Source organism: Actinomadura luteofluorescens (genome assembly GCF_013409365.1).
GTDB classification, from domain to species: domain Bacteria; phylum Actinomycetota; class Actinomycetes; order Streptosporangiales; family Streptosporangiaceae; genus Spirillospora; species Spirillospora luteofluorescens.
In genome coordinates this window covers 7,971,211-7,996,853 of record NZ_JACCBA010000001.1, presented here as the reverse complement: position 1 = coordinate 7,996,853, position 25,643 = coordinate 7,971,211, and the positions used below count along the sequence as shown (strand labels likewise).

Below are 25,643 nucleotides of genomic sequence, written 5' to 3'. Positions count from 1 at the left end.
ACGGTAGAGGAGCACGCCGACAAATCCGCAGGATCCGGTGAATGCTCGACGCGGAGGACGCGCGGGCGCGGCGGCTGGTAGCGCCCGTCCTGAGCGGCGACGGGCGGCGCGCGCTGAGCGGTTCGGCCGCCCGAATCCGCAGGTGGAACGATGGGAGGCCGGACCGTGAGGAAGGGGCGCGCATGGAGATCGGGGACGGGACGCTGGCCGTGGGCGCCGGGCGGCCGGAGGCGGAGAACTTCGCCCCGGCCCTGCCCGGGCCCGTGTTCGCGGCGCACTACCACCTGGCCGGGGAGGCGAGCGGGCCCTACACCTACGGGCGCGAGTCCAACCCGACGTGGACGCTGCTGGAGCGGGCGATCGGCGAGCTGGAGGGCGGCGCGGAGGCCGTCGCGTTCTCCTCGGGGATGGCGGCGGTCGCGGCCGTGCTCCTGTCGCAGGTCCGGTCCGGCGACGTCGTGGTCCTGCCCGACGACTGCTATCACACGACCCGGGCGTTGAGGGAGCGCCTGGAGTCGTACGGGGCGGTGGTCCGCATGGGCCCGACCGCCGGCGACGCCCAGATCGGGCTGCTGGAGGGGGCGCGGCTGGTCTGGCTCGAAACCCCGTCGAACCCGGACCTGGACGTGTGCGACGTCCGGCGGGTCGCCGAGGCCGCCCACCGGGAGGGCGCGCTCGTGGCGGTGGACAACACTCTCGCCACCCCGCTCGGGCAGCGCCCGCTGGACCTCGGGGCCGACTTCTCCGTCGCCAGCGACACCAAGGCGCTGACCGGGCACGGGGACCTGCTGCTCGGGCATGTCGCGATTCGCGACCCGGGCCTGGCGGAAGCGGTCCGGGTCTGGCGCAGGACCGTGGGCGCGATCCCCGGGCCGATGGAGGCGTGGCTGGCGCACCGGTCGCTCGCCACGCTCCAGCTGAGGCTGGACCGGCAGGCGGCCAACGCGCTGGCCGTGGCCGAGGCGCTGCGCGGGCATCCGCACGTGTCCGGGCTCAGGTATCCGGGCCTCGAGGACGACCCGTCCCACGCGGTCGCGGCCCGGCAGATGCGCCGGTTCGGCTGCGTCGTGTCGTTCGCGCTGAGGGACGAGGCGGCCGCCGAGCGGTTCCTCGGCTCGCTGCGGCTCGTCATGCAGGCCACGAGCTTCGGCAGCGTGCACAGCTCCGCCGAGCGGCGCGCCCGGTGGGGCGGCGACGCCGTCCCGCCCGGTTTCGTGCGCTTCTCGGCCGGCGTCGAGGACACCGGCGACCTCGTCGCGGACGTCCTGCGGGCGCTGGCGGCGGTCGGGTAGCGCGAAAACCGGGTGATCGGCGCGGGCGGCCGGCGCTACCGTGACCGCCCATGAACCACGCGTGGGCACTTCTGGAAAGCGGCGACATCGCCGGACTGATCCGGCATCTGCGGTTCAACGCCGAGGCGATGGAGCCGGGCGAGGTCGCGCGGCTGATGGAGGGCGCGGCGGCGCTGTCGGGCTTCGAGGACATGCGCGAGGCGGCCGCGGCGCTGGCCGTACGGCAGGAGCCGCAGCAGCTCTACGACTTCGGCTTCGCCTGCGTCGAGCGCGGCGTCGCCTTCCTGGCGATCCCGGCGCTGAGGCGCGCCCTGGAGATGATGCCGGACGAGCCCGTCCTGCTCATGGAGCTCGTGTCGGCGCTGGAACGCGAGAACCGGCACGCCGAGGCCGTCGCGGCCCTGGAACCGCGCGTGGACGCGCTGGACCCGTGGCCCGCCCGGTACCTGCTGGCCTACAACGCGCTGTTCTCCGGGGACCTCGACCGCGCGGCCCGCGAGGCGGCGCGGCTGCCCGCGCCGGACGGGGACTGGGCCCCGGCCCGCGACCGGCTCGCGCGGATGCTCGCGCGGGCGCGGGCCGCCGGCCCGCTCGGCTCCCGGGACCTGCGGGGCTGGCACTTCGCGCTGGGCGGCGGCGTCCTCGCGACGATCTCGCCGTACGGGTTCGACGAGGGCATGACGGGCCGCTACGCCTACACCTCCGACAGCTTCGCCCTGTGCAGGCGGACCCTCGACCGGCTGCGGCTGGTCCTGGACGCGGCGGGGCGGCGTCCCGCGTCGGTCGGCCTGCTGCCCGACCGGTCGAGCCGCATTGTGGGGCTGGCCGCGGCGCGGCTGCTCGGGCTGCCCGCCGAGCCGTTCGCCCCGGACCGCCCCGGCGCGCTCGTCGTCGCCTACGACCTGAACGAGACGGACGCGGACGGCCTGCGGGAGCGGGCCGAGGGGCAGGTGCTGTTCGAGCACGCGTCCTGCTGGACCGACCCGCCCGTGGTGAGCGCCGACGTCGCCGGATTCCTGCATCAGGTCGCGGTGGCGCCCTGGGGCGAGCAGCTGCGGGTCACGCCCGGCGGGGAGACGCAGACCGCCCCGCCCGACGAGCGCCCCGAGGAGGAGCTGGCCGCCGAGATCGTCGCCGCCGAGCCCCTGCCGGACGACGGCGACGACGGCGCGCCGCCGGACCCCGGCGAGCGCCTGGCGGGCTTCGTCCGGGCGGTCGCCGGCCACTGGCTCACCGGGCCGAGGGACATGGTGCGCTCCCCCGGCCCCGTGCCGAGCAGCCGCTTCGCCTAGGCTGTGTTCTCACAGTCCCGGCCCACTTCGCTCGCCTGGCGGCTCGCTACGTGACCGCGCCTGGGCGAACGCGGCATCGCTTCGCGATCTGCCCGGCTCCGCTCGCCTCCGGCCTCGCTCCACCGGCCAGGTCACGCGTTCGCGCACGGGCCGAAGCCACTTCGAGACAGGACCTAGTAGGTCGCGGTCAGCCTCGTCAGGTCGGCCAGCAGCTCCGAGACGAGAACGGGGTCGACGCCGGCGAGGCCGTTCTCGATCGCACTGGAAGGGGCGCCGGGCACCGCGCCGATCCAGACCCGCTCGATCGTCTGGACGGGGTTCAGGTCGACCAGGCCCACGGCGATGCCGGGACTCAGGTCGACCACGACGGTGACGCCGGGCGCGAGCGTGCAGGAGATCCAGTGCTCGATGCCGTTGTCCTGCGGGGCGCCGCGCTTCCACGCCGTACGGGTGAGGCCGAGGAACCTGCCGGTGGGGACGGTCAGGCCCTCGAAGCGTTCGAGGCCGCCGCCCGCACCGTCGGCGAGGGTGTGGACGGGACGTCCGAGCTGCGGGAACGGCTGCAGGATCTCGTAGTCGGCGAACACCTGCGACCAGGCGGCCAGCGAGTCGCCCAGCAGCAGCGGATGGGCGATCCGGACGTCCGCCGAGGCCGCGGGCTCGACGGTCTCGTCGTCGAGGTCGGCGAACGTCCGGTCCTCGGCGAGCCGGAACGCCCGGTCGCCGGCCAGCCAGACGAGCCGGCGGGCGAGGTGCCACATCAGCGGGTGCGCGACGAGGAACGCGCCGAACTCGTCGCGCGTCCACGCCCGGCCCGCGACCATGGCCGACTCCAGCCGGGCCACCTCGGCGGAGGCGACCGCGCGGACGTCCTTCCGCAGCTCCGCGAAACGCCGGTGGGCGGCCGGGGCCAGGTCGGGGTCGTCCTTGGCACCGGGCTTCGGCAGAGCCTTGCGGCGCGTCCCGCCCTCGTCCGCCACCTGCGGCCTGAGCTGCTCGTCGAAGGAGACGACGAAGCGGCGCGGGCCGTAGTCGAGCGTGAGGGTCCCGTCGGCGTCCAGGCCGAAGTCGGGGACGAGCCGGTCGGCGAGCTGCCCGGGCGTCAGGCCGCGCCGCTCCGCGATCCGCGCCAGCTTGCGCTGCGCCTCGCCCCGCAGCCCCTTGTACCGGGACTTCTGCGCGATGCCGTTGAGGTGCGTCAGAGCGAGGTCGGTGCCGATGTCGACCAGCGCCTCCAGTCCCTGGACGGCGCTGCTGTAGCCGCCACTGCGCCCCGGCCACTCCTTGGCCAGCGGGGCGAGCCTGCGGACGACCACGTCGTCGCCGAAGCGTCCGAGGGCCGACAGCACGAACCCGCTGCCCTTGGGCATGCCCGCCGCCTGCCACGCCTCGAACTGCGCCCAGACGAGGGCGGTCAGCGACTCCGGCTCGCAGACCTGGGCGGCGCCGTCCACGACGGCGGTCGCGTCGAGCCGGGCGCCAGGGCTCACCGTCAGGGCGAGCAGCAGGTTGCGGGCCGCGTCGCGCGGCAGCTCCCCGCCCTCGCGCAGGACCGGGCGGGGAAGGGCGTCGGCGTCGAGCCACCTCGGCAGGGACGGCGCCCTGATCGGCGGTTCGACGGGCGCGGCGCCGGCCGGCGCGGCGGCGAGGAGCCGGGCGACCGCCTCGGCCGCCTCGTCCCCGTGGACGCGCGCGGCTCCGACGACGTCGCCCTCGATGGTCCGCAGGGCCTTCACCGCGCCCCGGCGCGGGCCGACGCGCTTGCCCAGCGCGTCGGGCACCAGGTACGGGACGGCCGCCAACGCGTGCCGGTCGAACCATGCGTGCGCGAGTTTCTGCGCCGACTTGAGCCGGTGGAGCCAGTCGGCGACCATCCGGGCCACGTCGGCGGACAGGAACGGCATCACGACCGGGCCCGTCCCGTACGGGTTCTGCTTGGCCAGCCGGACCGACACGTCCCAGGCGGCGGTCTCGAAACGCGCCACGATCGGCCGCAGGGAATGGTCGAAGTCCCACGTCACGTGCGGCTCCCACCCGGCCAGCAGCGGCCGCGCGAGATGCTCGGGCGCCTGTGCGAGGAAACCGGCCCGCGTGGGCTCGTAGCCCATCCGCCCGTCGCGGAACTCCTCGGCGGCCTTCTCCCAGTCGCCGTCCTGCCAGGACCCGAAGGGACGGACCGCGGCCCACTCCTCGCGCTCGCCGGGTTCCCAGACCACCGCGCGGTCGTCCGGCGGCACGAGGCCGGGGACGATGATCGGCTCGTCCCCGGACGGCGCGGGGGCCGGCTTGCGCGCCCACGGCGGTTCCAGCAGCGCCTTCGGCAGATCCATGGGGGTTCTCTTTCTCAGGTGAGCGTCGTCAGGTCGGCGATGATCTCGGACACGGTGACCGGGTCGAGGTCGGCGAAGGAGCCCGTGGCGCCGCCGCCGAGCCAGCTCTGCTCGGGGCGGTTCGCCAGGCCGACCGCGTCGAGTTTCTGGTCGGGCAGGGCGTCCACGGTGCCGACGGCGATGCCGGGATCGAGGTCGATGACGATGTACCGGCCTCCGGGGAGCCGCCGGGAGATCCAGGGTTCGATGCCCGCGTCCTGCGGCGCGCCGCGTTCCCAGCCGCGCGAGGTCAGGCCGAGCACCTTGCCGACCGGGACGGTCAGTCCCTCGAAGCGTTCGAGCCTGCCGCCCTTCCCCTCGCCGTCGGCGAGGGCGTGGACGGGGCGTCCGAGCTGCGGGAACGGCTGCAGGATCTCGTAGTCGGCGAACACCTCCGACCAGGCGGCGAGCGAGCCGTCGAGGTCGACCGGATGCGCGACCCGGACCCGCGCCGTGTCGGCGATGGTGACGGCCTCGTCGTCGACGTCGGCGAACGTGCCGTCCTCGGCGACGCGGAACGCGGTCGTCCTCGCGTCCTCCTCCTCGCCCTCGGACGCGAGCCACACCAGGCGCCGGACGAGGTGCCGGACGAGCGGGTGTCCGGCCAGCAGCTCCCGGAACTCCCGCGCGGACCAGCGGCGCCGCGCGACCATGGCCGCCTCCAGGCGGCGGAGCTGGTCGGCGGCGACGGTCCGCACGTCCTTCTTCAGCGCCGAGAACGCCTTGTAGGCGGCCGGGGCGAGCTCCGGATCGTCCTTGGCGCCGGCTTTGGGCAGCGCCTTGCGGCGGGCGCCGCCCTCGTCCGCCACGAACGGCTTGAGCCGCTCGTCGAAGCCGACGACGAAGCGGCGGGGGCCGTAGTCGAGCGTGAGGGTCCCGTCGGCGTCCAGGCCGAAGTCGGGGACGAGCCGGTCGGCGAGCTGCTCGGCGGTCAGCTCCAGCCCGGCGGCGACCTCCTCGATCTTCTCCTGCGCCCTGGACCTCAGCGCCTTGAACTTCACCCGCTGCGCGATGCCGTGCAGGTGCGCGAGCGCCACGTCGGTGCCGATGGCGGCGAGGACGTCCAGGCCGGTCACCGCCTTGGCGTGCCCGCCGTCGCCGGGCCACGCCCGGATCACCGGGGTCAGGCGGCGGACGGTCTCGTCGTCGCCGGTCTGGCCGAGCTGCGCCAGCGCCCACCCGTCCTTGGACGGCGCGCCGTGCGCCTCCCACTGCCGGAACAGCCGCCAGCCGAACTCGGCGAGGGACTCCCCGTCGCACGCGTCGCGGACCGTCCGCACCCCGGGGTAGACCTCGGCGGGCCGCGACATCGCGAGCATCGTGAGGACGTGCCGCGCGGCGGCGTCCGGCAGCGCCCGCTCGCGGCCGCGCAGCAGGATCTGCGGGAGCAGCCGCACGTCGGCCCAGTCGCCGACCTGCGGGATCTTCGCGGGGAGGACGTCCAGCGGGTCGGCCGTGACCAGCGCCTCGACGGCGTCCGCCGCGCGGTCGCCGTGGACGCGGGCCGCCGCGACGACCGCCTCGGCGCCGTGCCGGTCCGCGACGAACCGCAGCGCCGCCTCGGCGGCGCGGCGCTGGGCGCCCGCCTTGCCGAGCGCGGGCGGCACCAGGGCCGGGACGGCGGCCGTGCCGTGCCGCCGGAACCAGGTCTGCGCGGTCCTGCCCGCCTGCTTGAGACGGACGAGCCAGTCGGCCATGAGCAGCGCGACCTCGTCGCTCAGGAACGGCAGGAGGACGCCGCCCACGCCCGCGGGGTCGCGGCGCGCCGCGAAGACGGCCGGGTCCAGCGCGTCGAGCTCGAACCGGGCGACGACGACCCGCATCCACTCGCCCACGTACCAGGGGTCGGGCGGCTCCCAGCCCGCCAGGAGCGGGCGGACGAGGTCCTCGGGCGCCTCGATGAAGAGCACGGGCTGCTGGTGGGAGGGCAGCTCGCCGCCCTTGAACCTCTCCACCTGGACGGGCCACTCCAGGCGTTTCACCCACCGCCACATGTGGTGGAGGTCCACCGTCCAGGCGTCCCGCTCGCCGGGCTCCCAGGCGATGCGGCGCGTGCCGGGCGAGGCCAGGTCCTTGATGACGACCGGCTTGGCCTTCGTCCGGGGCCGGGCCCACGGCGGGTCCACGAGCAGCGCCGGCAGGGCGTCGCCGGACGCCTCCGGGACCCGGGCGATGGTCTCGCGGAGCGCGTCGACCGCCGCGCGGGACTCCGCCGGAAGCTCCGGCAGCATCTCCTCCACCAGCTCGGGATGAGTGAGCAGGTGGGCCCGCAGTATGTCCTCCGCCTCCGGCGTCCCCGCAGCCGGGGCGAGGAGGCGCAGCGCCCGCCGCGGGTACGCCCGCGCGGCGGCGAGCAGCGCGGGCTGGACGTACTTGTGGCGGGCCCGGTCCACGAGTGCCTGGAACGCCTCGTCCACGGGGAGCCGCGCGAGCACGTCCAGCAGACTCCGGTACGTGTCGGTGTCGGTGTACTGGCCTTCCAAGGCTCCGGCCACCAGCGGCACCGCGCCGGCCGGGCCGACGCCGTCGACGAGGGTCGCGACGACGCTCGTCCTGCGGTCGTAGAAGCCGAGCGGCAGGACGGCCGGGTCGGCCTGCTCCGGTCCACCGAGCGCGCAGAACAGCATCCACCGGTGCACCGAGTAGGGCGGCAGGCCGATGACCGCCGGGTCGGCGCGGAGCTCGTCCACCCAGTCCCGCATGGTCGGCACCAGGTAGGACACGACCATCCGCTGGAGCGGCGTCCGGCGCCGGCCCGCCAGCTCCTCGACGGCCGCGGCGTACACGTCGTCGTCAGCGGCGGCCAGCAGGGCGCGCAGGTGCCGTGCGGCATCCTCCTCCGACCACCATTCGCGGTAGTTGCCCGGCGTCCCGGTCCAGCGCACACCGGTCCAGGTCGCCTGGCTCCCCGCCTGCCGGTAGTCGCTCGTGACCTCGGGCAGCTCGGCATAGGCGGCCGCCGCGAACGGCAGGCCGTGCTCGGCGGCCCACGCGTCCCGGAACGGGTCCTTGCCTCCGGATTCGAGCAGGCCGCCCTTGGACACCGCGACGGTCGCGACCACCGCCGCGCCCAGCGCGTCGGCCTCGCCCTTCAGGTAGGCGCGGCCGTGCTCGGCGAGCTCGGGCTCCGTGCCGGGCAGCGCGAGGACGTCCTCGACGCCGGCCCTGGCGGCCTCCACCAGCGCCCGCGCCCTGCCCACCGCGGCGGCGTCGACCCGCGCCGGCGGCCACGGCCCCGGACGGTCCCGGCGGGGATGGGCGACCCGCCGCCACGCGTCCGGCATCTCCCAGGTGCTCTCGTCGGCCGCCACCGGCCCCGCAGTCGCCATGAGCCCACACCGTAGGGGAGATCACCGACAAAGCGGATCAGGACGCGGAGCGCATGTCCCGCTCGACGGCGTCGGCGGCCTTGCGCGCGGCGACCAGGACGGGGTCCCAGACGGGCGCGAACGGCGGCGCGTACCCGAGGTCGAGGCCCGTCATCTCCTCCACCGTCATCCCGTTCCACAGCGCGATCGCCAGGCCGTCGACGCGCTTGGCGGCGTTCTCCTCGCCGACGATCTGCGCGCCGAGCAGCCGTCCGGAGCGGCGCTCGGCGATCAGTTTGGTGGTCATCGCGACGGCCCCCGGGATGTAGCCGGCCCGGGTGGTGGACTCGACGGCCACGCTCAGCGTCTCGAACCCGGCCGCGGCCGCCTCGGCCTCGTTCAGCCCGGTCCGCGCGACCTCCACCCGGCAGATCTTGGAGACGGCCGTGCCGACCACGCCGGGGAAGGTGGCGTAGCCGCCGCCGATGTTGATCCCGGCGACGCGGCCCTGCTTGTTGGCGTGCGTGCCGAGCGCGATCGCGACCGGCGCGCCCGACACCAGGTGGCGGGTCTCGACGCAGTCGCCCGCCGCCCACACCCGCTCGGCGCGGGTGCGCATCCGCCGGTCGGTGACGATCCCGCCGGTCGGGCCGGTCTCGATCCCGGCGTCCTCGGCGAGGCCGGTGGCCGGCCGCACGCCGAGCCCGAGGACGACCAGGTCGGCGGGCAGCGCGCCGTCGCGCGTGCGGACCGCGGTGACGTGCCCGTCCGGGGAGGTGTCGAACCCCTCGACCGGCTCCCCCAGGTGCAGCCGCACGCCGATGCCGCGCATCGCCTCCGCGACGATCGCGCCCATGTCCGGGTCGAGGGTGCGCATCGGCTGGTCGGCGAAGTCCACGAGTGAGACCTCCAGACCGCGCATCACCATCGCCTCGGCCATCTCCAGGCCGATGTAGCCGCCGCCCACCACGACGGCGCGGCGCGGGCTCCCCTCCTCGACCGCGCGGCGGATCGCCACCCCGTCATCGAGCGTCTGCACGCCGTGGACGCCCTTCGCGTCCGCGCCGGGCAGGTCCGGGCGCGCGGGGTCGGCACCGGTCGCGATCATGAGCTGGTCGTAGGGCTCCCAGCGCTCGCCGCCGCCGTCGAGGGAGCGCATCCGCACCCGGCCGCCGCGGGTGTCGATCTCCACGGCCTCGGTGCGCAGCCGCAGCTCGATGCCGCGCTCGCGGAACTCGGCGGGCGTGCGGGCGACGAGCGCGTCGAGCTCGTCCACCACGCCGCCGACGAAGTAGGGGATGCCGCACGCCGAGTAGGACGCGTGGTGCCCGCGCTCCACGGCGACGATCTCCAGCTCGTCCGGGCCGCGCAGCCTGCGGGCCTGGGACGCGGCGCTCATCCCCGCGGCGTCGCCCCCGATGACGAGCAGGCGTTCACGTGCGGCCATCGCACCTCCCCATTGCGCTTCCTCCCGGTCGGCGGTTCCGCCGGAAAGATCGGCTCACTCCAGACCGTAGACCCGGCGCGCGTTGCCGGAGGCGACCAGCCCCGCGACCCGCTCGGCGTCGCGGGCCGTCCAGGCGCCGTCCTCCGCTCCCCCGGCCAGGAACCCCGCGAGCCCGCGCCGGAACAGCAGCGCCCCGAGGTGGTAGAGCTCGGCCAGCCCGAACGCGTCCGAGGAGTACAGCACCTTCCCGAACGGCGCCAGCTCCAGCAGCTCGGCGATCAGCGCGGGCGAGCGGTGCCCGAGGTTGTGGGTCGCCAGGCCGGCGTCGACGTGCACGTTCGGCAGCACCTGCGCCAGGTATCCGGCGTTCCGGTGGAACGGGTAGTTGTGCAGCAGCATCGCGGGGACGGGGTCCATGGCGCGCAGCAGCTCGATGAGCAGCAGCGGGTCGCCGCGGCGCAGGTCGGCGTCCGCGTCCCCGTAGCCGACGTGGAACTGGACGGGCAGCCCGGCGTCCACCGCGCACCACACCAGGAACCGGTGCAGGATCTCGTCGCACACGCGCGGCGGGTCATCGCCGCTCTCCGCCGCGCGCATCAGCCGCCCGGCCGCGCCGGCGACCTCCGCGTCCGACGGCCGCGCGCCCGACAGCTCCAGCCCGGCCCGGTAGGCGGCGATCGACTTGGCCCCCACGGCGTCCGCGGCGTCGAGCCGGGACCGCACCTCGCCGGCGAACCGGCCGGCCTCGACGCCGTCCGCCGCCACCCGCTCCGCGACGGACTCCAGCCGCACGATCTCGTGCGCCCGCGCCCCGGCCAGCCGCCCGAGGCCGGGCGGCTCGAGGATCGCCCGCGGCGTGTGGCCGGTGTCCACGCACAGCGCGTCGAGCCCGGCGGCGGCAAGGAACCGGCGGTTGACCTCGGCGGCGCCCAGTTCGGCCCGGCGCGCCAGGTACTCCTCCGGCTCGGCGTGGGCGTCGAGGCCCAGGACGGGCGGGCACCAGCGCCGCAGCGCGAACCCGACCTGGGTGTCGAACATGCTCACGCCGGGCGGCCCCGCGGTCTCCGCCTCGGTGAGCATCGCCTCGAACGCCGTCCTGCCTAGATCCTCGCCGAGGACGCCGTGGCAGTGATGGTCGACCAGCCGCAGGGACTCCAGATACTCCAGCACGGCTTCCGCATCCTCCCTGAAACACGACTGCGTTCTCCCTACGATGCCCTTACGGAGCGTGTTCACCTCCCTCCGCCGCCAGCCGACCAGGAGCGAGCAACCGTGGAACCCACCTCTCACACCGCACTCCGTGGAAGCGACGCCGGAGGGCGGGTCCTGGACGGGCGCGAGCGGGACCGGCTCGGCGCGCGGGCGGCCGAGGCGGCGCGCCGGCTGGCCGGCGAGGGCATCGTCGCCGTCGCGCTGACGTGGGTGGACGTCAGCGGGATCACCCGCACCAAGACCGTCCCGGTGGGCCGGCTGGAGCACGCCGCGGCGTGGGGCGTCGGGATGTCCCCGGTGTTCGACGTCTTCCTGCTGGACGACTCGATCGTGTCCGGGCGCCACATCGGCGGCCCGAGCGGCGACCTGCGGCTGCACCCCGACCTGGACCGGCTCGTCCCGCTGGCCGCCCTGCCGGGCTGGGCGCACGCGCCCGCGCTCCGGTACGCCCAGGACGGGTCCGTCCACCCGCTGGACGCGCGGGCCCTGCTGCGCCGCGAGGCGGACCGGCTCGCCGGGCTCGGCTTCACGGTGAAGGCCGCGTTCGAGATCGAGTGGGCGGTGTCGGACGGCGACGGCGAGGACTTCTCCCCCGCCTGCAAGGGCCCCGCCTACGGGATGACGCGGGTCACCGAGCTGGCCGGCTACCTGCGGGACGTCCTGGAGTCGCTCAGGGCGACGGGCGTGACGGTCGTCCAGCTGCACCCGGAGTACGCGGCCGGGCAGTACGAGGTGTCGGTGGCCGCCGAGGGCCCGGTCGGCGCGGCCGACACCGCCGTGCTCGTCCGGGAGACGATCCGGGCGGTGACGCTACGGCACGGGATGGCCGCCTCGTTCTCCCCCAAGGTCGAGGCCGACTCGGTCGGCAACGGCGCGCACGCCCACCTCAGCCTGTGGCGGGACGGCGCGGCGGACGGCGCGGTGAACGCGATGGCGGGCGGCCCCGGGCCGTACGGGATGACGGCGGCCGGGGAGGCGTTCGCCGCGGGCATCCTGCGCCGGCTGCCCGCGCTGCTCGCGGTCGGCGCGCCGTCGGTGGCGAGCTACCTGCGGCTCATCCCGTCGCACTGGTCGGGCGCGTACGCGTGCTGGGGGCTGGAGAACCGGGAGGCCGCGCTGCGGTTCGTGACGGGGGCCGAGGGCGAGCGGGAGACCGCCGCGAACCTGGAGGTCAAGTGCCTGGACGCCGCCGCCAACCCGTACCTGCTGCTGGCGGCGCTCCTCGCGGCCGGGCGCGACGGCCTCGGCGCCGACCTGAGGCTGCCGGAGCCGGTCGACGTGGATCCGGCGGGCCTGGCGGAGGAGGAGCGCGCCGCGCGGGGCATCGCCCCGCTGCCGGCGTCGCTGGCCGAGTCGGTCGCGGCGTTCGAGGCCGACGCGGTGCTGCGCGAGGCGCTCGGCGAGGCCGTCACCGACACGGTGGCGGCGGTGCGGCGCGGGGAGATCGCGCTGCTGGACGGGGCGACGCCGCAGCAGGTGGCCGCCGCCACCCGCTGGCGGCACTAGCGGTGCTCCGGCGCGCCGTCGCGTCCGGCCGCCGCGACCGGGCCCGGCTCGAAGCGCTGCACGCGCATCTGCGGCCTGCCGCAGGCGCAGCGCGTGTAGGTGACCACTCCCTCGGAGGTGAGGTGCCGCGACAGCACCTCGTAGACATCGGACTCAGGCCAGCCACAGCGTGGGCATTCCACCGCGCATCCCAGGGACGTCTGTAAGGGTTGTAAACAAGATAACATTTACTGATCGGCTGCGGGACCGGAGGCCCGGGTAATGCGCATCACTGGATACAAGAGTCACGGGGTGGCGGCCGCCGCCGCGCTGGTCAACGCCGTGACGAGCGCCGACGGGGACGACTCCCCGGACGCGCTGCGCCGCCTCCTGCGGGAGAACGAGTTCTTCTGGCAGGAGTTCGAGGACGCCGACGCCGCCGACTTCCGGCGCTGGGGGCGGGTCCTGCGCCCCTTCTTCGACGCGGACCGACTGGAGGAGGCGACGGCGATGCTGAACCGGCTGATGCTGGAGATCCCCATGCATCCGCACCTCGCCGACCACGAGCCGCACGGCCTGCACATGCACTACGCGCCGCCGTCGTCCCGGCTGGTGGAGCGGTTCCGCGCGACCACGCTCATGAACCTCGCCGAACTGGTCGTCGAGCACGGGCTCGGCCGGACGGGCGTCTGCGCCGCCGGCGGCTGCGACCGCGTGTACGCCGACACCTCCCGGGCGGGCCGGCGCCGGTTCTGCTCGGAGGCCTGCGCGAACCGCACGAACGTCGCCGCGTTCCGCGCCCGCCGCCGGGAGTGACCCGCCTCCGTCGTTTTTGTGATCTTTGTCCACCCCTGTGACCTTTGCCCGCCTGCGGGAATGACAGAGCGCATGTCGCTCGTGTTCTTCCGCCGCCGTTCCGGCGAGGCCGGCCGCGACGGCCGCTCGCCGCTGCGCGTGGCGACGGAGGTGCGCTCCACCGCGTACCGCATCGCCCGCCTGACGATCACCGCCACGCTGGCGTTCGTGCTGGCCCTGGAGGTGCTGCCGGCCGGCGGGCCGCAGCCGCTGCTGGCGCCGCTGACCGCGCTGCTCGTCGTGCAGTTCTCCGTCTACCAGACGATCAAGGCGAGCGTCCTGCGGGTCGCCGCCGTCACCTCCGGGGTGCTGATCGCGGTGCTGGCCGCGGGGACCATCGGGTTCTCCTGGTGGACGCTCGGCCTGACGATCCTCGCGGCCCTGGTCATCGGGCACGTGCTGCGCCTCGGCGAGCACGTGCTGGAGGCGCCGATCTCCGCGATGCTGATCTTCGCGCTCGGGTCGGCGAGCGAGGCGGGCGCCGCCGACCGCGTCCTGGAGACGCTGATCGGCGCCGCGACCGGGCTGGCGGCGACGCTGCTGGTGCCGACGGTGCGGGTGCGGCCCGCGGAGGAGGCCGTCCAGGACGTCGCCGAGAGCCTGCGGGAGCTGATCGCCGGCATCGCCGACGGGCTGCGCGGCGAGCGCACCGAGGGCGAGGCGGCCCGCTGGCAGGCGGAGGCCGAGCGGCTCGCCCGCGAGCTCGGCCGCACCGACCGCGAGCTCGGCGCCGCCGAGGAGAGCGTCCGGCTCAACCCGCGGACGCGGGCGCGGCGGCTCATCGACGCCGGCGTCGCGCTGCGCAACGCCATGGAGACGATGGAGCACTTCACGCTGTCGCTGCGCGGGCTGACCCGGTCCCTGGCCGACGACGAGCGGCTCGGCGAGCGGGGCCGGCTGCTCACCGACGCCGAGCTGCGCCGCGAGCTCGGCGACGCGCTGGCCGGGATCGCCGCGAGCGTCGCCTCCTACGGCCGGCTGGCCCGCTCGGACCTGACCCGCGACGCCCGGCCGTTCCTCGCCGAGCACGAGCTGGAGGTGCGGGTGGACGTGGCGCGCGAGCGCCGCGCCCGCCTCACCCGGCGGCTGCACGAGCGGGCCGCGGCCGGCGACCTGTGGCCGCTGTACGGGGAGGTGTCCATGGACATCGACCGGCTCATCGAGAACCTGCGCGTCGAGCACCGGGGCCCGCGCCCGCGAGCACTGGCGGCGGCACCGCGGCGCCTCGCGGCACCTGCCCGCGCGGCCCGTCCAGGTCGTGCAGCAGGCCGGGCAGCAGCTGCGCCGGGCGGCCGGGTCCGCGGTCGCGGCGGCCGAGCGCGGCGCGGGCGAGACCGAAACGCGCGTCAGCCGGCCCGAGCGGGACGAAGGCCCGTCCTCGGGGGGATGAGGACGGGCCTTCGTGCGGGGCGGAGCCCCGGTGCGGCGGTCAGCGGAAGGTGGGCTCCAGCACGTCGACGCCGCGGGTGTTGTCGGCGACGTAGACGTACCTGCCGTGCCAGTACGGCTGCCAGGACGCGGCGTCCGCCGGGCGGTAGTAGGCGACCTGCCGCGGGTTCGTCGGGTCCGTGACGTCCAGGAAGCGGGTGCCCTGCGAGTAGAACGACTGGGCGATCACGCCGTCGCGGACGTCGAAGTAGTGGGCCGAGCAGTCCGTGCTCTCGGGGTCGCTGCCCTCCTTGCCGGCCACGCCCCACGTCGCAACGGTGTTCAGCCGGAACCTGTGCTCCGGCGTGGACCGCCAGCCCTCACCGCCGTAGGAGCCCCGCAGCGACGCGATGACGAGCAGGCCGTCGTTGGCGCAGCCGTCGTTGAACGTCTCCTCGGTGACGTACAGCAGCTTCCCGTCGCCCCACCTGCGCGGGTCGGCCGCCTGGTTCTTGGTCTGCCCGACCGCCCGGTAGCTGTTGTGCATGAAGGTGGAGTTGGTGGTGGCCTCGTCCAGCCCGCCGCCCGCGTACGGGACGGGGTCGACCGCGGTGGCCTTGCGCCACTTCTTCCGCACGGGGTCGTAGTGGCGGCCGGTCGTGTAGTAGCCGCGCACGCCGCCGCGCCCGGACGCCCAGGCGACCCCGTCGGAGTCCACCTGGATGTCGTGGGTGTAGTCGGTCTTGCCGTCGTTGCGCCCCGTGTCGATCGGGTCCTTGTGGACCTTCGGCTTGGCCGGGTCGCGGACGTCGGTGACCCAGACGGGGCGCCCGCCCCAGTCCGCGGGCATCCAGCTGGCCTTCGCGGGGCCGCCCGTCCACAGGTACTTGCAGTCGTTCACGCAGGTCGTCGTGTGGCCCGCGGGCACCGTCACGTAGGTGATCTGGCGCAGGCTCTCCGGCTTGGAGGCGTCCACGACGTAGATGCCCGACTCCCCGGTGGCGGTGGTGCCGCCGAACGCGCGGGGGTCCCGGGACAGATAGATGATCTTGCGCTTGGGGTCGAAGTCGGTGTCCTCGGTCTCCCACATGCCGGGCATGTTCAGCTGCCCGACCAGCTTGGGGACGCGGGGGTCGGCGCTGATGTCGTAGGCCTTCAGCCCGAACTCGCCGGTCGCGTACATGATCGTCCGCTTGTGCCGGCCCTGGCCGTAGTCCATGAACATCAGGGAGATGGCGCCCTTGGCGTCCGGGACGCCGCCGACGCGCCGCACGCCCTTGACCGCCTCGGACTTCGTGCTCGCGGCGGCCGCCCGGTGGTAGTGCCCGGCGTGGCCGCCGGCGCCCTCGCCCCCGGTGGCGGCGGCCTGCTCGGTCTGGGTCTTCTCCGGCTCGGGCGGGCACGCCCAGGCGCTGCCGGCCATCAGCGCCACGGACGCCGCGACCGCGACGCCGCCCTGCAGCAGGCGTCCGGAGGGAAAGGATGTGCGGGGGAGCATCGCGCCTCCACGGAATGGATCTTCGCAAGCGCCAGTGTGACCGGCGGCGCCGTCTTGATCAACAGGTCCCCGGGTCACGAAATGGACTCAGCACCGTGAGGACTGGTGGGACCTGACACCGTGGTCTACCCTCCCCTGGACCGCCCAGCTCCCGGGAGAGGCCAGTGAAGAGCTCAGCCCGCACCGCCGCCCTGGTCGCCGGCGCCGTGGCGGTGCTGGTGGCGCCGGTCGCGGCCCTGAAGGCGTGGAGCGAGCCCGCCGACCCGCGGATCTCGGTCGGCGCCCCGGCCCCCGCGACGCTGCTGCCCGGCGACGTCCGCGACGCCTCCGGCCGGATGATCGCGAACGCGGTGTGGACGGGCCTGGTCTCCTACGACCCGAAGACCGGCGCGCCCGTGAACGCCGCCGCCGCGTCGGTCACCAGCCCGGACCGGCGCGTCTGGACGGTCCGGCTCCGTCCCGGCGCGACGTTCCAGGACGGCTCGCCCGTCACGTCCCGCTCGTTCACCGGCGCCTGGACGGCCGTGCTGCGCGAGCGCTGGGCCGGGTCGCGGCTGTTCACCGAGGTCGCCCGCGTGAAGGGCGCCCGCGCGGGCGAGGACGCGGTCGCGGGCCTGGAGGTGAAGGACGGCCTGACCTTCGAGGTGACGCTGGACCGCCCGTTGAACGGGTTCCCCGCCCTCCTCGGCGACCCGGCGTTCTTCCCGGTGCCGGAGAGCGTCCTGGCGTCGCGCGACTGGGCGTCCTACGGCCGCGCCCCGGTCGGCAACGGGCCGTTCCGGGTGAGGTCGCGGACCGCGCGGGAGATCGTCCTGCGCCGCCGCTCGGGCGAGGGCCGGTCCGTGGTCGTCCGGGCGATGCCGGACGCGAGGCGCCAGTACGCCGCGGCCGGCGCCGGGGACCTCGACGTCGCGACGCTCGTGCCGCCGGACCGGCACGAGTCGATGGAGGCCGACTTCGGCGACCGGCACCTCGCCGTCCCCGGCCGCGACGTCACCTACCTGGCGTTCCCGGCCCGGGTGGAGCGGCTGTCGTCCCCGACCGTCCGGACGGCGCTGTCGATGGCGATCGACCGGTCCGCCGTCACTGAGGGGCCGCTCGGCCACCAGTACTCCCCCGCCGACTCGCTCGTCGCGCCGGGCATCCGCCCCGGCCACCGCGAAGGGCAGTGCCGGTTGTGCGTTCACGACTCCAAGGCGGCGGTCGCCGCGCTGGCCGACGCGGGCGGGCTGAGCGGCCCGCTGAACCTCTGGTACGAGGCGGGCCGGGGCGACGACGCGTGGGTGAGGGCCGTCGCCGCCCAGCTCGGCAGGGAGTTGAGGCTCGACGCCCGCCCGCGTCCGGTCGCCGACCTGCGCGAGGCCGTGGACTCCCACCAGGTGGACGGCCCCTTCGTCGTCCACGCCACCGCCGCCTACCCCGCGCCCGTCGCGTCGCTGGCGCCGCTGCTGGACGCCGGGACCGGTTTCGACGACGAGTACGCGACCGGCCTCCTCGCCGAGGCCGAGCGCGCGGCCACCGCGGACGAGGGCGTCGTCCCCGCGCGCCTCGCCGAGAGCGCCCTGCTGCGCGACATGCCGGCGATGCCGCTGTGGTCCCGCCACGACCACCTGGTCTGGTCCGAGCGCGCCCGCGGCGTCACCGCCGACGCCTTCACCGGCCTGCGCCTGGACCGGCTGACCGTCACCGGCTGACGCATAACCTGAAGATCATGACGAACGTGCTGATGCTCTGCGGGAGCCTGCGCAAGGGGTCCACGAACGAGGCGGCGCTGCGCACCGCGCAGGCGGTGGCTCCGGACGGGCTCGACACGACGCTCTACGCCGGCATGGGCGACCTGCCGCACTTCAACCCCGACGACGACCGCGAGCCGCCGCACCCGGCCGTCGCGGGACTGCGCGCGGCGATCGGCGCCGCGGACGCGGTGCTGATCTGCACCCCGGAGTACGCGGGCGCGCTGCCCGGCTCGTTCAAGAACCTGCTCGACTGGACGATCGGCGGCGGCGAGATCTACGAGAAGCCGGTGGCCTGGCTGAACGTGGCCTCCCCCTCCGCGCCCACGGGCGGCGGCGACGCGCACGCCTCGCTGCGCAAGGTGCTCGGCTACGCGGGCACCGAGATCGTCGAGGCCGCGTGCGCGCGGATCCCGGTGACCCGGCCCGACGTGGGCGAGGACGGCCTGGTCCGCACCGCGGAGCCGCGCGCCCGGATCGCCGGGGCGATGGCGGCGCTGCACGCCGCGCTCCGGGATTGACTTACTAGACCAGTCTACCTAGTATCGCCTCATGACACCTCGGGGCGAGACGCGCGAGCGCGTGCTGCGGACGGCGGCGGAGCTGTTCCAGCGGCAGGGCTACCACGGCACCGGGCTCAACCAGGTCCTCGCGGAGAGCGGGGCGCCGAAGGGCTCGCTGTACTTCCACTTCCCGGACGGCAAGGAGCAGCTCGCGTCGGAGTCGGTCGCGCGGTCCGGCCGCGCGGTGGGCGAGGCGCTCGCGGGCGCCCTGGTCGCCGCGCCGGACGGCCGGGCCGGGCTGGCGGCCCTCGGCGACCACTTCGCGAACGCCCTGCTGGAGTCCGGCTTCGCCGAGGGATGCCCGGTCGCGACGGTGGCGCTGGAGACGGCCGCCGAGAGCGAGACCATCCGCGCCGCCTGCGACGGCACCTACGCCGAGTGGCAGGACGGCATCGCGGCCGCCCTGCGCGGCTGGGGGGTGCCGGACGAGCGCGCCGATCCGCTGGCCGCGCTCGTCCTGTCGTCGGTCCAGGGCGCCGTCATGCTGGCCCGCGTCCGGCGCGACGTGTCCGTCATCCACGAGGTCACCCGCCAGCTCGGCGACCTGATCTGAAGGAGCGTTCCATGCGCGTACACCATCTCGACTGCGCTCCCATGCGGGAGATCGAACCGGCCGACGGCCCGGAGAGCCCGCTGCGGCCCGCGCCGGCCGTGGGCCACGTGCTGCTGGTGGAGACCGGCTCGGCCGGGCTCGTGCTCGTGGACGCCGGGATCGGGCTCGGCGACATCGAGCGCCCGTCCGAACGGCTGCTGGACGACTGGGTGGAGATGGCGGGGGCGACCCTCGACCCGTCGGCGACGGCCGTCCGGCAGATCGAGGCGCTCGGATACGCGGCGGCCGACGTCCGGCACGTCGTCCCCACGCACCTGCACCGCGACCACGCGGGCGGGCTGAGCGACTTCCCGGACGCGGCGGTGCACCTGTTCGAGGCGGAGCTGGCCGACGGCGGCAAGACCCCGGCGCAGCTCGCCCACGGCCCGAAGTGGGTCGCCTACGCGGGGGCCGGAGGCGAGACCTGGCACGGTTTCGAGGGCGTCCGGTCGCTGGAGGGCGTACCCGAGGACGTCCTGCTGGTGCCGCTCGGCGGCCACACGCCGGGGCACGCGGGCGTGGCGGTCCGCGACGGCGCCCGCTGGCTGCTGCACGCCGGAGACGCGTACATGTACCACGGCGAGGTCGACCGCCCGGAGCCGGTCGTGCATCCGCTGATGGAGCTCGTCCAGGCGGGCGGCGAGGTCGACCGGGAACTGCGGCTCGCGAACGTGGCCCGGCTACGGGAGCTGGCGCGCACTGGAGAGGTCGAGGTGTTCTGCGCCCACGACCCCTGGGAACTCGCCCGCTACCGGGATGTCGGCCAACGCTCCGCCCTTCAGGACGGGTAAAGACGCGCACTTGCGAGGATCGCTAAACCCGGAGCAGGCACCGGCCGCCGAACATCTGGTCTATGACTTCGCCACGAAGACCATGCATCACAAAGGCATACCGGCTGTCGGTGCGATTGCCTCCGGGTTTGGTCATGAACCGGTACGGTGCGGGTGTGCAGTTACGTTACAACTACCGTGTGTATCCGACGCCTGGTCAGCAGATCGCGCTGGCGAGAGCGTTCGGGTGCGCGCGGGTCGTGTTCAACGACGGGCTGCGCGCGCGGTTGGACGCTCGCGAGCAGGGACTTCCGTATACATCGGACGCTGAGTTGTCCAGGCGGGTGATCACGCAGGCCAAGGCCACGCCGGAGCGGGCGTGGCTGGGTGAGGTGTCGGCCGTGGTGTTGCAGCAGGCCCTGGCCGACCTGAACGCGGCCTACCGCAACTTCTTCGCCTCGATCAGAGGTGAGCGCCAGGGCCGCAAGGTGGCCCCGCCTCGGTTCCGGTCCCGCAAGGACAACCGGCAGGCCATCAGGTTCACCAGGAACGCCCGGTTCAAGGTGTTGGACAACGGCCGGCTCAGGCTGCCGAAGATCGGCGAGGTGCGGGTGCGGTGGTCACGCCCGCTGCCGTCGGCTCCCAGTTCGGTCACCGTGATCCGGGATGCGGCCGGGCGGTACTTCGCCTCGTTCGTCGTGCGGACCGGCCACGGGGAGACGCTGCCGCCCTCGGATTGCGAAGTGGATGTCGACCTGGGCCTGACCCACTTCGCGGTGCTGTCGGACGGCACGAAGGTGGCCGCGCCGAGGTTCCTGCGCCGCGCCGCCCGCAAGCTCAAGCGACTGCAGCGGGCCCTGTCGCGCAAGCAGAAGGGCTCGGCCAACCGCAAGAAGGCCGCCATCAAGGTCGCTCGCGCTCACGGGCGGGTGGCCGACACCCGGCGCGACTGGCAGCACAAGCTGTCCACGGCGATCATCCGCGACAACCAAGCGGTGTACGTCGAGGACCTGTGCGTGGCCGGTCTGGCCCGGACCAGGCTCGCCAAGAGCGTTCAAGACGCAGGGTGGGCGGGCTTCACCGCCATGCTGGAGTACAAGGCCCAGAGGTACGGGCGGACGTTCGCCCGGGTGGACCGGTTCTTCCCCTCCACTCGCTTGTGCTCGGATTGCGGACGGATCAACCAGAAGATGGCGCTCGACATCCGCGCGTGGGGGTGCCCGTGCGGCGCCGGCAGCGCGCAAAGAAGCGGTAACCCACCCCGACGCCGCACGCTCACAGCGCGGCGTGAAGGGAATCTCTGCCCCTTAGGGCGGAGAGGACGTCATCGCTGAGAGAGGCGGTGGGTGAGGGCGGTGTGGCGGCGGCCCGCGCCGGCGGTGCGGACGGCGGCGGCCAGGGCCCGGCGCGAACCGACGAGGACCACCAGCTTCTTGGCCCGGGTGATGCCGGTGTAGAGGAGGTTGCGGCGCAGCATCATCCACGCTCCGGTGGTGAGCGGGATGACGACGGCCGGGTACTCGCTGCCCTGCGAGCGGTGGATCGTGATCGCGTACGCGTGGGCGAGCTCGTCCAGCTCGTCGAAGGCGTAGTCGACGCTCTCGTCCTCGTCGGTCACGACGGTCAGAGACTGCTCTTCCAGGGACACGGACGCGACGACGCCGACGGTGCCGTTGAAGACGCCCGCCTCGCCCTTGTCGTAGTTGTTGCGGAGCTGGGTGACCTTGTCGCCGACGCGGAACACGCGGCCGCCGTAGCGGCGCTCGGGACGGGTGTCGTCGTGCGGGGTCAGGGCCTCCTGGAGCAGCGAGTTCAGCGTGCCGGCCCCGGCGGCGCCCCGGTGCATGGGGGCGAGGACCTGGACGTCGCGGCGCGGGTCGAGGCCGAACCTGCGCGGGATGCGGTGGGCGACGACGTCCACCGTCAGCTCGGCGGCCTCGTCCTGCTCGTCGCAGGGGAACAGGAAGAAGTCGGGGAATCCCTGGGTCTGGGGGTGCTCGCCGGAGTTGACGCGGTGCGCGTTGACGACGATGCCCGACCGCTGGGCCTGCCGGAAGATCTTCGTCAGCCGGACGCGCGGGACGGCCTCCGCGCCGAGCAGGTCGGCCAGCACCTCGCCCGCGCCGACGGACGGGAGCTGGTCGACGTCCCCGACGAGCAGCAGGTGCGCGCCGCGCGGGATCGCCTTCACCAGCTTGTTGGCCAGGATCAGATCGACCATGGAGCACTCGTCGACCACGACCAGGTCGGCGTCGAGGGGGTTGTCCTGGTCGAACCTGGGGTCGCCGCCCGGCTGGAGCTGGAGCAGCCGGTGCACGGTCGCGGCCTCGTGCCCGGTCAGCTCGGCGAGCCGCTTGGCCGCCCGCCCGGTCGGCGCCACCAGCACGATCTTGGCGTGCTTGGCGGCGGCCAGCTCCACCACCGAGCGGACGGTGAAGCTCTTGCCGCAGCCGGGGCCGCCGGTCAGCACGGCGACCTTGGACGTCAGCGCGAGTTTGACCGCGTCCTCCTGCTCGGGGGCGAGCGCCTGGCCGGTGCGCCGCTTGAGCCACGGCAGCGCCTTGTCCCAGTCGACGTCGGCGAACGCCTTGAGCCGGTCGGCGGGGGCGTCGAGGAGCTCCAGCAGCCCGCGGGCCAGGGAGCGTTCGGCCCGGTGGAACGGGACGAGGTACACGGCCGGGATCGTCGCGGCGTCCTCGCCCTCCCCGGGGATCGGCTCCCGGACGACGCCCTCCTCGCGCGCCAGCTCGTCCAGCGCCGGGACGATCAGGTCCCGTCCGACGCCGAGGATCTTCTCCGCCGCCGTGACGAGGTTGGGCTCGGGCAGGAAGCAGTGCCCGTCGTCGGCGGCCTCCGACAGCGTGTACTGGAGGCCCGCCTTGATCCGCTCGGGGCTGTCGTGCGGGATGCCGACGGCCTGCGCGATGGTGTCGGCGGTCTTGAACCCGATGCCCCACACGTCCGACGCGAGCTGGTAGGGCCGCTTGCGGACGGTGTCGATGGAGGCGTCCCCGTACTGCTTGTAGACGCGGACCGCGAGGGACGTGGAGACGCCGACGCCCTGGAGGAAGACCATCACCTCCTTGATGGCCTTCTGCTCCTGCCAGGCGTCCCCGATCCGCTTGGTGCGCTTGGGGCCGAGGCCCTGCACCTCGACGAGCCGCTCCGGCTCCTCCTCGATGACGCGCAGGATGTCGGTGCCGAAGTGGCCGACCATCCGGTCGGCCATCACCGGGCCGATGCCCTTGATCATGCCGGAGCCGAGGTAGCGGCGGATGCCCTGGATCGTCGCCGGCAGGACGGTCGTGTAGGAGTCGACCTCGAACTGCCTGCCGTACTTCGGGTGCGAGCGCCACCGCCCGACCAGGCGCAGGCTCTCCCCCACCTGCGCGCCGAGCAGCGCGCCCACGACGGTGAGCAGGTCGGGGCCGCTCTTGGGGGTCGCGACGCGCGCGACGGTGTACCCGGTGTCCTCGTTCGCGTAGGTGATCCGTTCCAGTACCGCCTCCAGCTCCGCCGGACGCGGCGCGGCGGGTGGGTTCGGGGAGGTCGGCACGCCCACCATGGTGCCCGATCGGCCCGGTGGGATGGCCGGATCCGGCAGACGTTCTGGATCTTCCCGTGATCACGACATACGTTCCGGGCGCACCCGTACATCAGCACCCATACAACGCGTACTGGGAGGTATCACCGGTGTTTCGCTCCCGAACCCGGGCACCGGCCGCGATCGGCGGCCCCGTCCTGTCCGCCGTCCTCGCCCTCGCGGTCGCGGCTCCGGCCGCGGCCTCGCCCCCCGCCCCCAGGCAGGACGGCCCGATCCCGGGTTTCACCGCGGAGAACGCGAAGTGGCAGCGCCGGTACGAGCGGCTGCTGTCGGCCGTCCCGTCCGCGCGGACGGCACGCGACCTGGACGCCGAGCTGGCGCGCGAGCCCGCGCTGGCCACCACGACCGGTGACCGGCACCGCGTCGGGCGGATCGTCGCCCGCCTCCGGTCGTACGGCCTGAAACCCGAGGTCAGGACGTACTACGCCTACCTGTCCATGCCGGAGCGGGTGAAGGTCGAGATGACCGCGCCGCGGCGCCTGACGCTGCCGGTGAAGGAGAAGCGGCGCCCCTGGCAGGAGTTCTACGACGAGGTCATCCCGTCCCACAACGGCATGTCGCCGTCCGGGGACGTGCGGGGCGAGGTCGTCTACGCCAACTACGGCCGCCCCGAGGACTTCGCCCTGCTCGCCGAGAACGGCGTCTCGGTCAAGGGCAAGATCGTCCTCGTCCGGTACGGGTCGGTGTTCCGCGGCATCAAGCCGCGCGAGGCCGCCCGGCGCGGCGCCAGGGGCGTGCTGATCTACTCCGACCCCGCCGACGACGGGTCCGCGCACGGCCCGGTGTACCCGGCCGGGCCGTGGCGCGCCTCCGACGGCATCCAGCGCGGCAGCATCGCGCAGATCCAGCTCGCGGCCGGAGACCCGCAGACGCCCGGCTGGCCGTCGGTGAAGGGCGCGCGGCGCGTCCCGCCGTCGGAGGCGCCGATGCTGAAGGGGCTCGTCCCGACCACGCCCATCTCCTACGGCGCGGCCGAGCCGCTGCTGCGCGCGCTGAACGGCAAGGAGGTGCCGAGGGAATGGCAGGGCGGCCTTCCGTTCACGTACCGGTTCGGGCCGGGCGGGACGCGGGCGCACCTGGACCTGAGGAACACCTTCCAGGTACGTCCGCTTTGGGACGTCATCGTGCGGATCCCCGGCAGCGAGCACCCCGAGCAGGAGGTCATGCTCGGCGCGCACCACGACTCCTGGGCGTACGGCAGCAGCGACAACCTGTCCGGCACCGAGAACGTGCTCCAGGTGGGGCGCGCCCTGGGGACGCTGCTCAAGAAGGGGTGGCGCCCTAAGCGCACCGTCGTCCTCGCCACGTGGGACGGCGAGGAGTACGGGCTGTTCGGCTCCACCGAGTACGCCGAGCAGCGCGCGGACCTGCTCCGCGACACCGTCGCCTACGTCAACATGGACGGCGCCGGAGGATCGCGGTTCGGCGCGTCGGCCACGCCCGCGCTGGACCGCTCGGTCATCGACGCCTCCAAGGAAGTGCGCTGGCCCGGCACCGGCGGGACGCTGTACGAGGCGTGGAAGGCGCAGAACTCCGGCGAGACCCCGATCGACCGCATCGGCGGCGGCTCGGACTTCCAGGCGTTCTTCCAGCGGTACGGGGTGCCCGCCATGGACGTCGGCGCCGCGTCGCCGGGATCGTCAGGGAACTACCACTGCTCCTGCGACGACTTCTACTGGATGGAGCGCTTCGGCGACCCGTCCTGGGAGTACCACGCGGCGATGTCGCGGCTGGCCGGCATCGCGACGCTGCGGCTCGCCAACGCCGACGTGATCGCGATGGGCTACCGCCCGTACGCGCAGGAGACGGCCCGCTACCTCGCCGACTTCACCGCCGAGCAGCGCAGGCGGCTCGGCTCCGTGGTCGTGGACGTCTCGCGCGACATCGCGCAGGCCGGGGCCTGGCAGCGCGCGGCGGAGGCGCTCCAGGCGCGCGCGGGGAAGGCGCTGCGCGACGGCGACACCGCCGCGTTCCGCCGCCTCAACGACAAGATCATGCGGACGGAGCGGGACCTTCTGACCGCGGCCGGGCTGCCGGGCCGCCCCTGGTACCGGCACCAGATCTACGCGCCCGGGATCGACACCGGCTACGCCACGCAGCGGCTTCCCGGGCTGCACGACGCGCTGTTCTCGGACCGCGACGTCCGCGCCGCCAGGGCGCAGGAGGCCCGGCTGTTCGCGAGCCTGCGCGCGGCCGCCCGCACCCTCGCCCCGGAGGAGTGACCCGCGCGGCGTTCCCGCCGGAAACCGGCCGTA

At 74.4% G+C, this 25,643-nt stretch carries 17 protein-coding genes; 11 read left to right on the top strand and 6 right to left on the bottom strand.

Annotation, left to right across the window (positions count from 1 at the left end; genetic code table 11):
• Nucleotides 1-41: 41 nt before the first annotated feature.
• The gene (locus tag BJY14_RS36855; RefSeq protein WP_218905753.1) at nt 42-1,292 is read left to right on the top strand and encodes a cystathionine gamma-lyase; all 1,251 of its coding nucleotides are present in this window, start codon (nt 42-44) and stop codon (nt 1,290-1,292) included.
• A gap of 50 nt (nt 1,293-1,342) precedes the next feature.
• Entirely contained in the window at nt 1,343-2,584 is a 1,242-nt protein-coding gene (locus BJY14_RS36850) for a tetratricopeptide repeat protein (RefSeq protein WP_179847828.1), read from the top strand.
• 173 nt (nt 2,585-2,757) lie between these two features.
• On the opposite strand, the gene BJY14_RS36845 is transcribed toward BJY14_RS36850, so the two are convergent.
• From BJY14_RS36845 to BJY14_RS36830, 4 genes are read right to left on the bottom strand one after another with little or no spacing between them, the layout of a single operon-like run.
• Nucleotides 2,758-4,914, bottom strand: coding sequence for a DUF4132 domain-containing protein (locus BJY14_RS36845; protein ID WP_179847827.1), 2,157 nt, complete (start codon nt 4,912-4,914; stop codon nt 2,758-2,760).
• Between the two features lie 14 nt (nt 4,915-4,928).
• Nucleotides 4,929-8,282, bottom strand: a complete 3,354-nt coding sequence (locus BJY14_RS36840) for a DUF4132 domain-containing protein (protein ID WP_179847826.1) — start codon at nt 8,280-8,282, stop codon at nt 4,929-4,931.
• A 37-nt stretch (nt 8,283-8,319) separates the two neighbouring features.
• Nucleotides 8,320-9,708 (bottom strand): FAD-dependent oxidoreductase, encoded by a 1,389-nt coding sequence (locus BJY14_RS36835; RefSeq protein ID WP_179847825.1) that lies wholly within the window; start codon nt 9,706-9,708, stop codon nt 8,320-8,322.
• Nucleotides 9,709-9,762: 54 nt separating this feature from the next.
• Nucleotides 9,763-10,878, bottom strand: a complete 1,116-nt coding sequence (locus BJY14_RS36830; RefSeq protein WP_179847824.1) for an amidohydrolase family protein — start codon at nt 10,876-10,878, stop codon at nt 9,763-9,765.
• A gap of 102 nt (nt 10,879-10,980) precedes the next feature.
• On the opposite strand from BJY14_RS36830, the gene BJY14_RS36825 reads away from it, so the two are divergent.
• Complete coding sequence (locus tag BJY14_RS36825; protein WP_218905752.1) at nt 10,981-12,426, top strand: type I glutamate--ammonia ligase; 1,446 nt, start codon at nt 10,981-10,983, stop codon at nt 12,424-12,426.
• On the opposite strand, the gene BJY14_RS36820 is transcribed toward BJY14_RS36825, so the two are convergent.
• Nucleotides 12,423-12,563, bottom strand: coding sequence for a hypothetical protein (locus tag BJY14_RS36820; RefSeq protein ID WP_179847823.1), 141 nt, complete (start codon nt 12,561-12,563; stop codon nt 12,423-12,425). The two genes, BJY14_RS36825 and BJY14_RS36820, sit on opposite strands and share 4 nt — an antisense overlap.
• Before the next feature lie 124 nt (nt 12,564-12,687).
• On the opposite strand from BJY14_RS36820, the gene BJY14_RS45995 reads away from it, so the two are divergent.
• The 7 genes from BJY14_RS45995 to BJY14_RS36785 all read left to right on the top strand — a co-directional run bounded on the left by BJY14_RS45995 (nt 12,688) and on the right by BJY14_RS36785 (nt 21,118).
• Nucleotides 12,688-13,221: a CGNR zinc finger domain-containing protein gene (locus BJY14_RS45995; protein WP_246396242.1), complete on the top strand. Its 534-nt coding sequence runs from the start codon at nt 12,688-12,690 to the stop codon at nt 13,219-13,221.
• Between the two features lie 60 nt (nt 13,222-13,281).
• Nucleotides 13,282-14,832, top strand: a complete 1,551-nt coding sequence (locus BJY14_RS36810; protein WP_218905751.1) for an FUSC family protein — start codon at nt 13,282-13,284, stop codon at nt 14,830-14,832.
• Nucleotides 14,833-16,290: 1,458 nt separating this feature from the next.
• Nucleotides 16,291-17,820, top strand: coding sequence for a peptide ABC transporter substrate-binding protein (locus BJY14_RS36805; RefSeq protein ID WP_179847821.1), 1,530 nt, complete (start codon nt 16,291-16,293; stop codon nt 17,818-17,820).
• Between the two features lie 17 nt (nt 17,821-17,837).
• Nucleotides 17,838-18,380, top strand: coding sequence for an NADPH-dependent FMN reductase (locus BJY14_RS36800; protein ID WP_179847820.1), 543 nt, complete (start codon nt 17,838-17,840; stop codon nt 18,378-18,380).
• A 31-nt stretch (nt 18,381-18,411) separates the two neighbouring features.
• Nucleotides 18,412-18,975: a TetR/AcrR family transcriptional regulator gene (locus BJY14_RS36795; protein WP_179847819.1), complete on the top strand. Its 564-nt coding sequence runs from the start codon at nt 18,412-18,414 to the stop codon at nt 18,973-18,975.
• Nucleotides 18,976-18,986: 11 nt separating this feature from the next.
• Nucleotides 18,987-19,805 carry an MBL fold metallo-hydrolase gene (locus tag BJY14_RS36790; RefSeq protein WP_179847818.1) on the top strand — a complete coding sequence of 273 codons (819 nt, stop codon included), beginning with the start codon at nt 18,987-18,989 and terminating at the stop codon, nt 19,803-19,805.
• A gap of 155 nt (nt 19,806-19,960) precedes the next feature.
• Nucleotides 19,961-21,118, top strand: coding sequence for an RNA-guided endonuclease InsQ/TnpB family protein (locus BJY14_RS36785; protein ID WP_312879591.1), 1,158 nt, complete (start codon nt 19,961-19,963; stop codon nt 21,116-21,118).
• Here BJY14_RS36785 and recD2 read toward each other — a convergent pair.
• Complete coding sequence (gene recD2 / locus BJY14_RS36780) at nt 21,109-23,340, bottom strand: SF1B family DNA helicase RecD2 (protein ID WP_376770026.1); 2,232 nt, start codon at nt 23,338-23,340, stop codon at nt 21,109-21,111. The genes BJY14_RS36785 and recD2 overlap by 10 nt on opposite strands.
• Nucleotides 23,341-23,477: 137 nt before the next feature.
• Here recD2 and BJY14_RS36775 point away from each other — a divergent pair, with 137 nt between their 5' ends.
• Nucleotides 23,478-25,610, top strand: a complete 2,133-nt coding sequence (locus tag BJY14_RS36775) for a M28 family peptidase (RefSeq protein WP_179847816.1) — start codon at nt 23,478-23,480, stop codon at nt 25,608-25,610.
• The last annotated feature ends 33 nt before the right edge of the window (nt 25,611-25,643 follow it).

Excerpts from the sequence above, each read along its gene's own strand:
- BJY14_RS36855 (WP_218905753.1), top strand. The coding sequence starts at position 42 with ATGCTCGACGCGGAGGACGCGCGGGCGCGGCGGCTGGTAGCGCCCGTC.
- BJY14_RS36850 (WP_179847828.1), top strand. The coding sequence starts at position 1,343 with ATGAACCACGCGTGGGCACTTCTGGAAAGCGGCGACATCGCCGGACTG.
- BJY14_RS36845 (WP_179847827.1), bottom strand. The coding sequence starts at position 4,914 with ATGGATCTGCCGAAGGCGCTGCTGGAACCGCCGTGGGCGCGCAAGCCG.
- BJY14_RS36840 (WP_179847826.1), bottom strand. The coding sequence starts at position 8,282 with ATGGCGACTGCGGGGCCGGTGGCGGCCGACGAGAGCACCTGGGAGATG.
- BJY14_RS36835 (WP_179847825.1), bottom strand. The coding sequence starts at position 9,708 with ATGGCCGCACGTGAACGCCTGCTCGTCATCGGGGGCGACGCCGCGGGG.
- BJY14_RS45995 (WP_246396242.1), top strand. The coding sequence starts at position 12,688 with ATGCGCATCACTGGATACAAGAGTCACGGGGTGGCGGCCGCCGCCGCG.
- BJY14_RS36810 (WP_218905751.1), top strand. The coding sequence starts at position 13,282 with ATGACAGAGCGCATGTCGCTCGTGTTCTTCCGCCGCCGTTCCGGCGAG.
- BJY14_RS36800 (WP_179847820.1), top strand. The coding sequence starts at position 17,838 with ATGACGAACGTGCTGATGCTCTGCGGGAGCCTGCGCAAGGGGTCCACG.
- BJY14_RS36795 (WP_179847819.1), top strand. The coding sequence starts at position 18,412 with ATGACACCTCGGGGCGAGACGCGCGAGCGCGTGCTGCGGACGGCGGCG.
- BJY14_RS36790 (WP_179847818.1), top strand. The coding sequence starts at position 18,987 with ATGCGCGTACACCATCTCGACTGCGCTCCCATGCGGGAGATCGAACCG.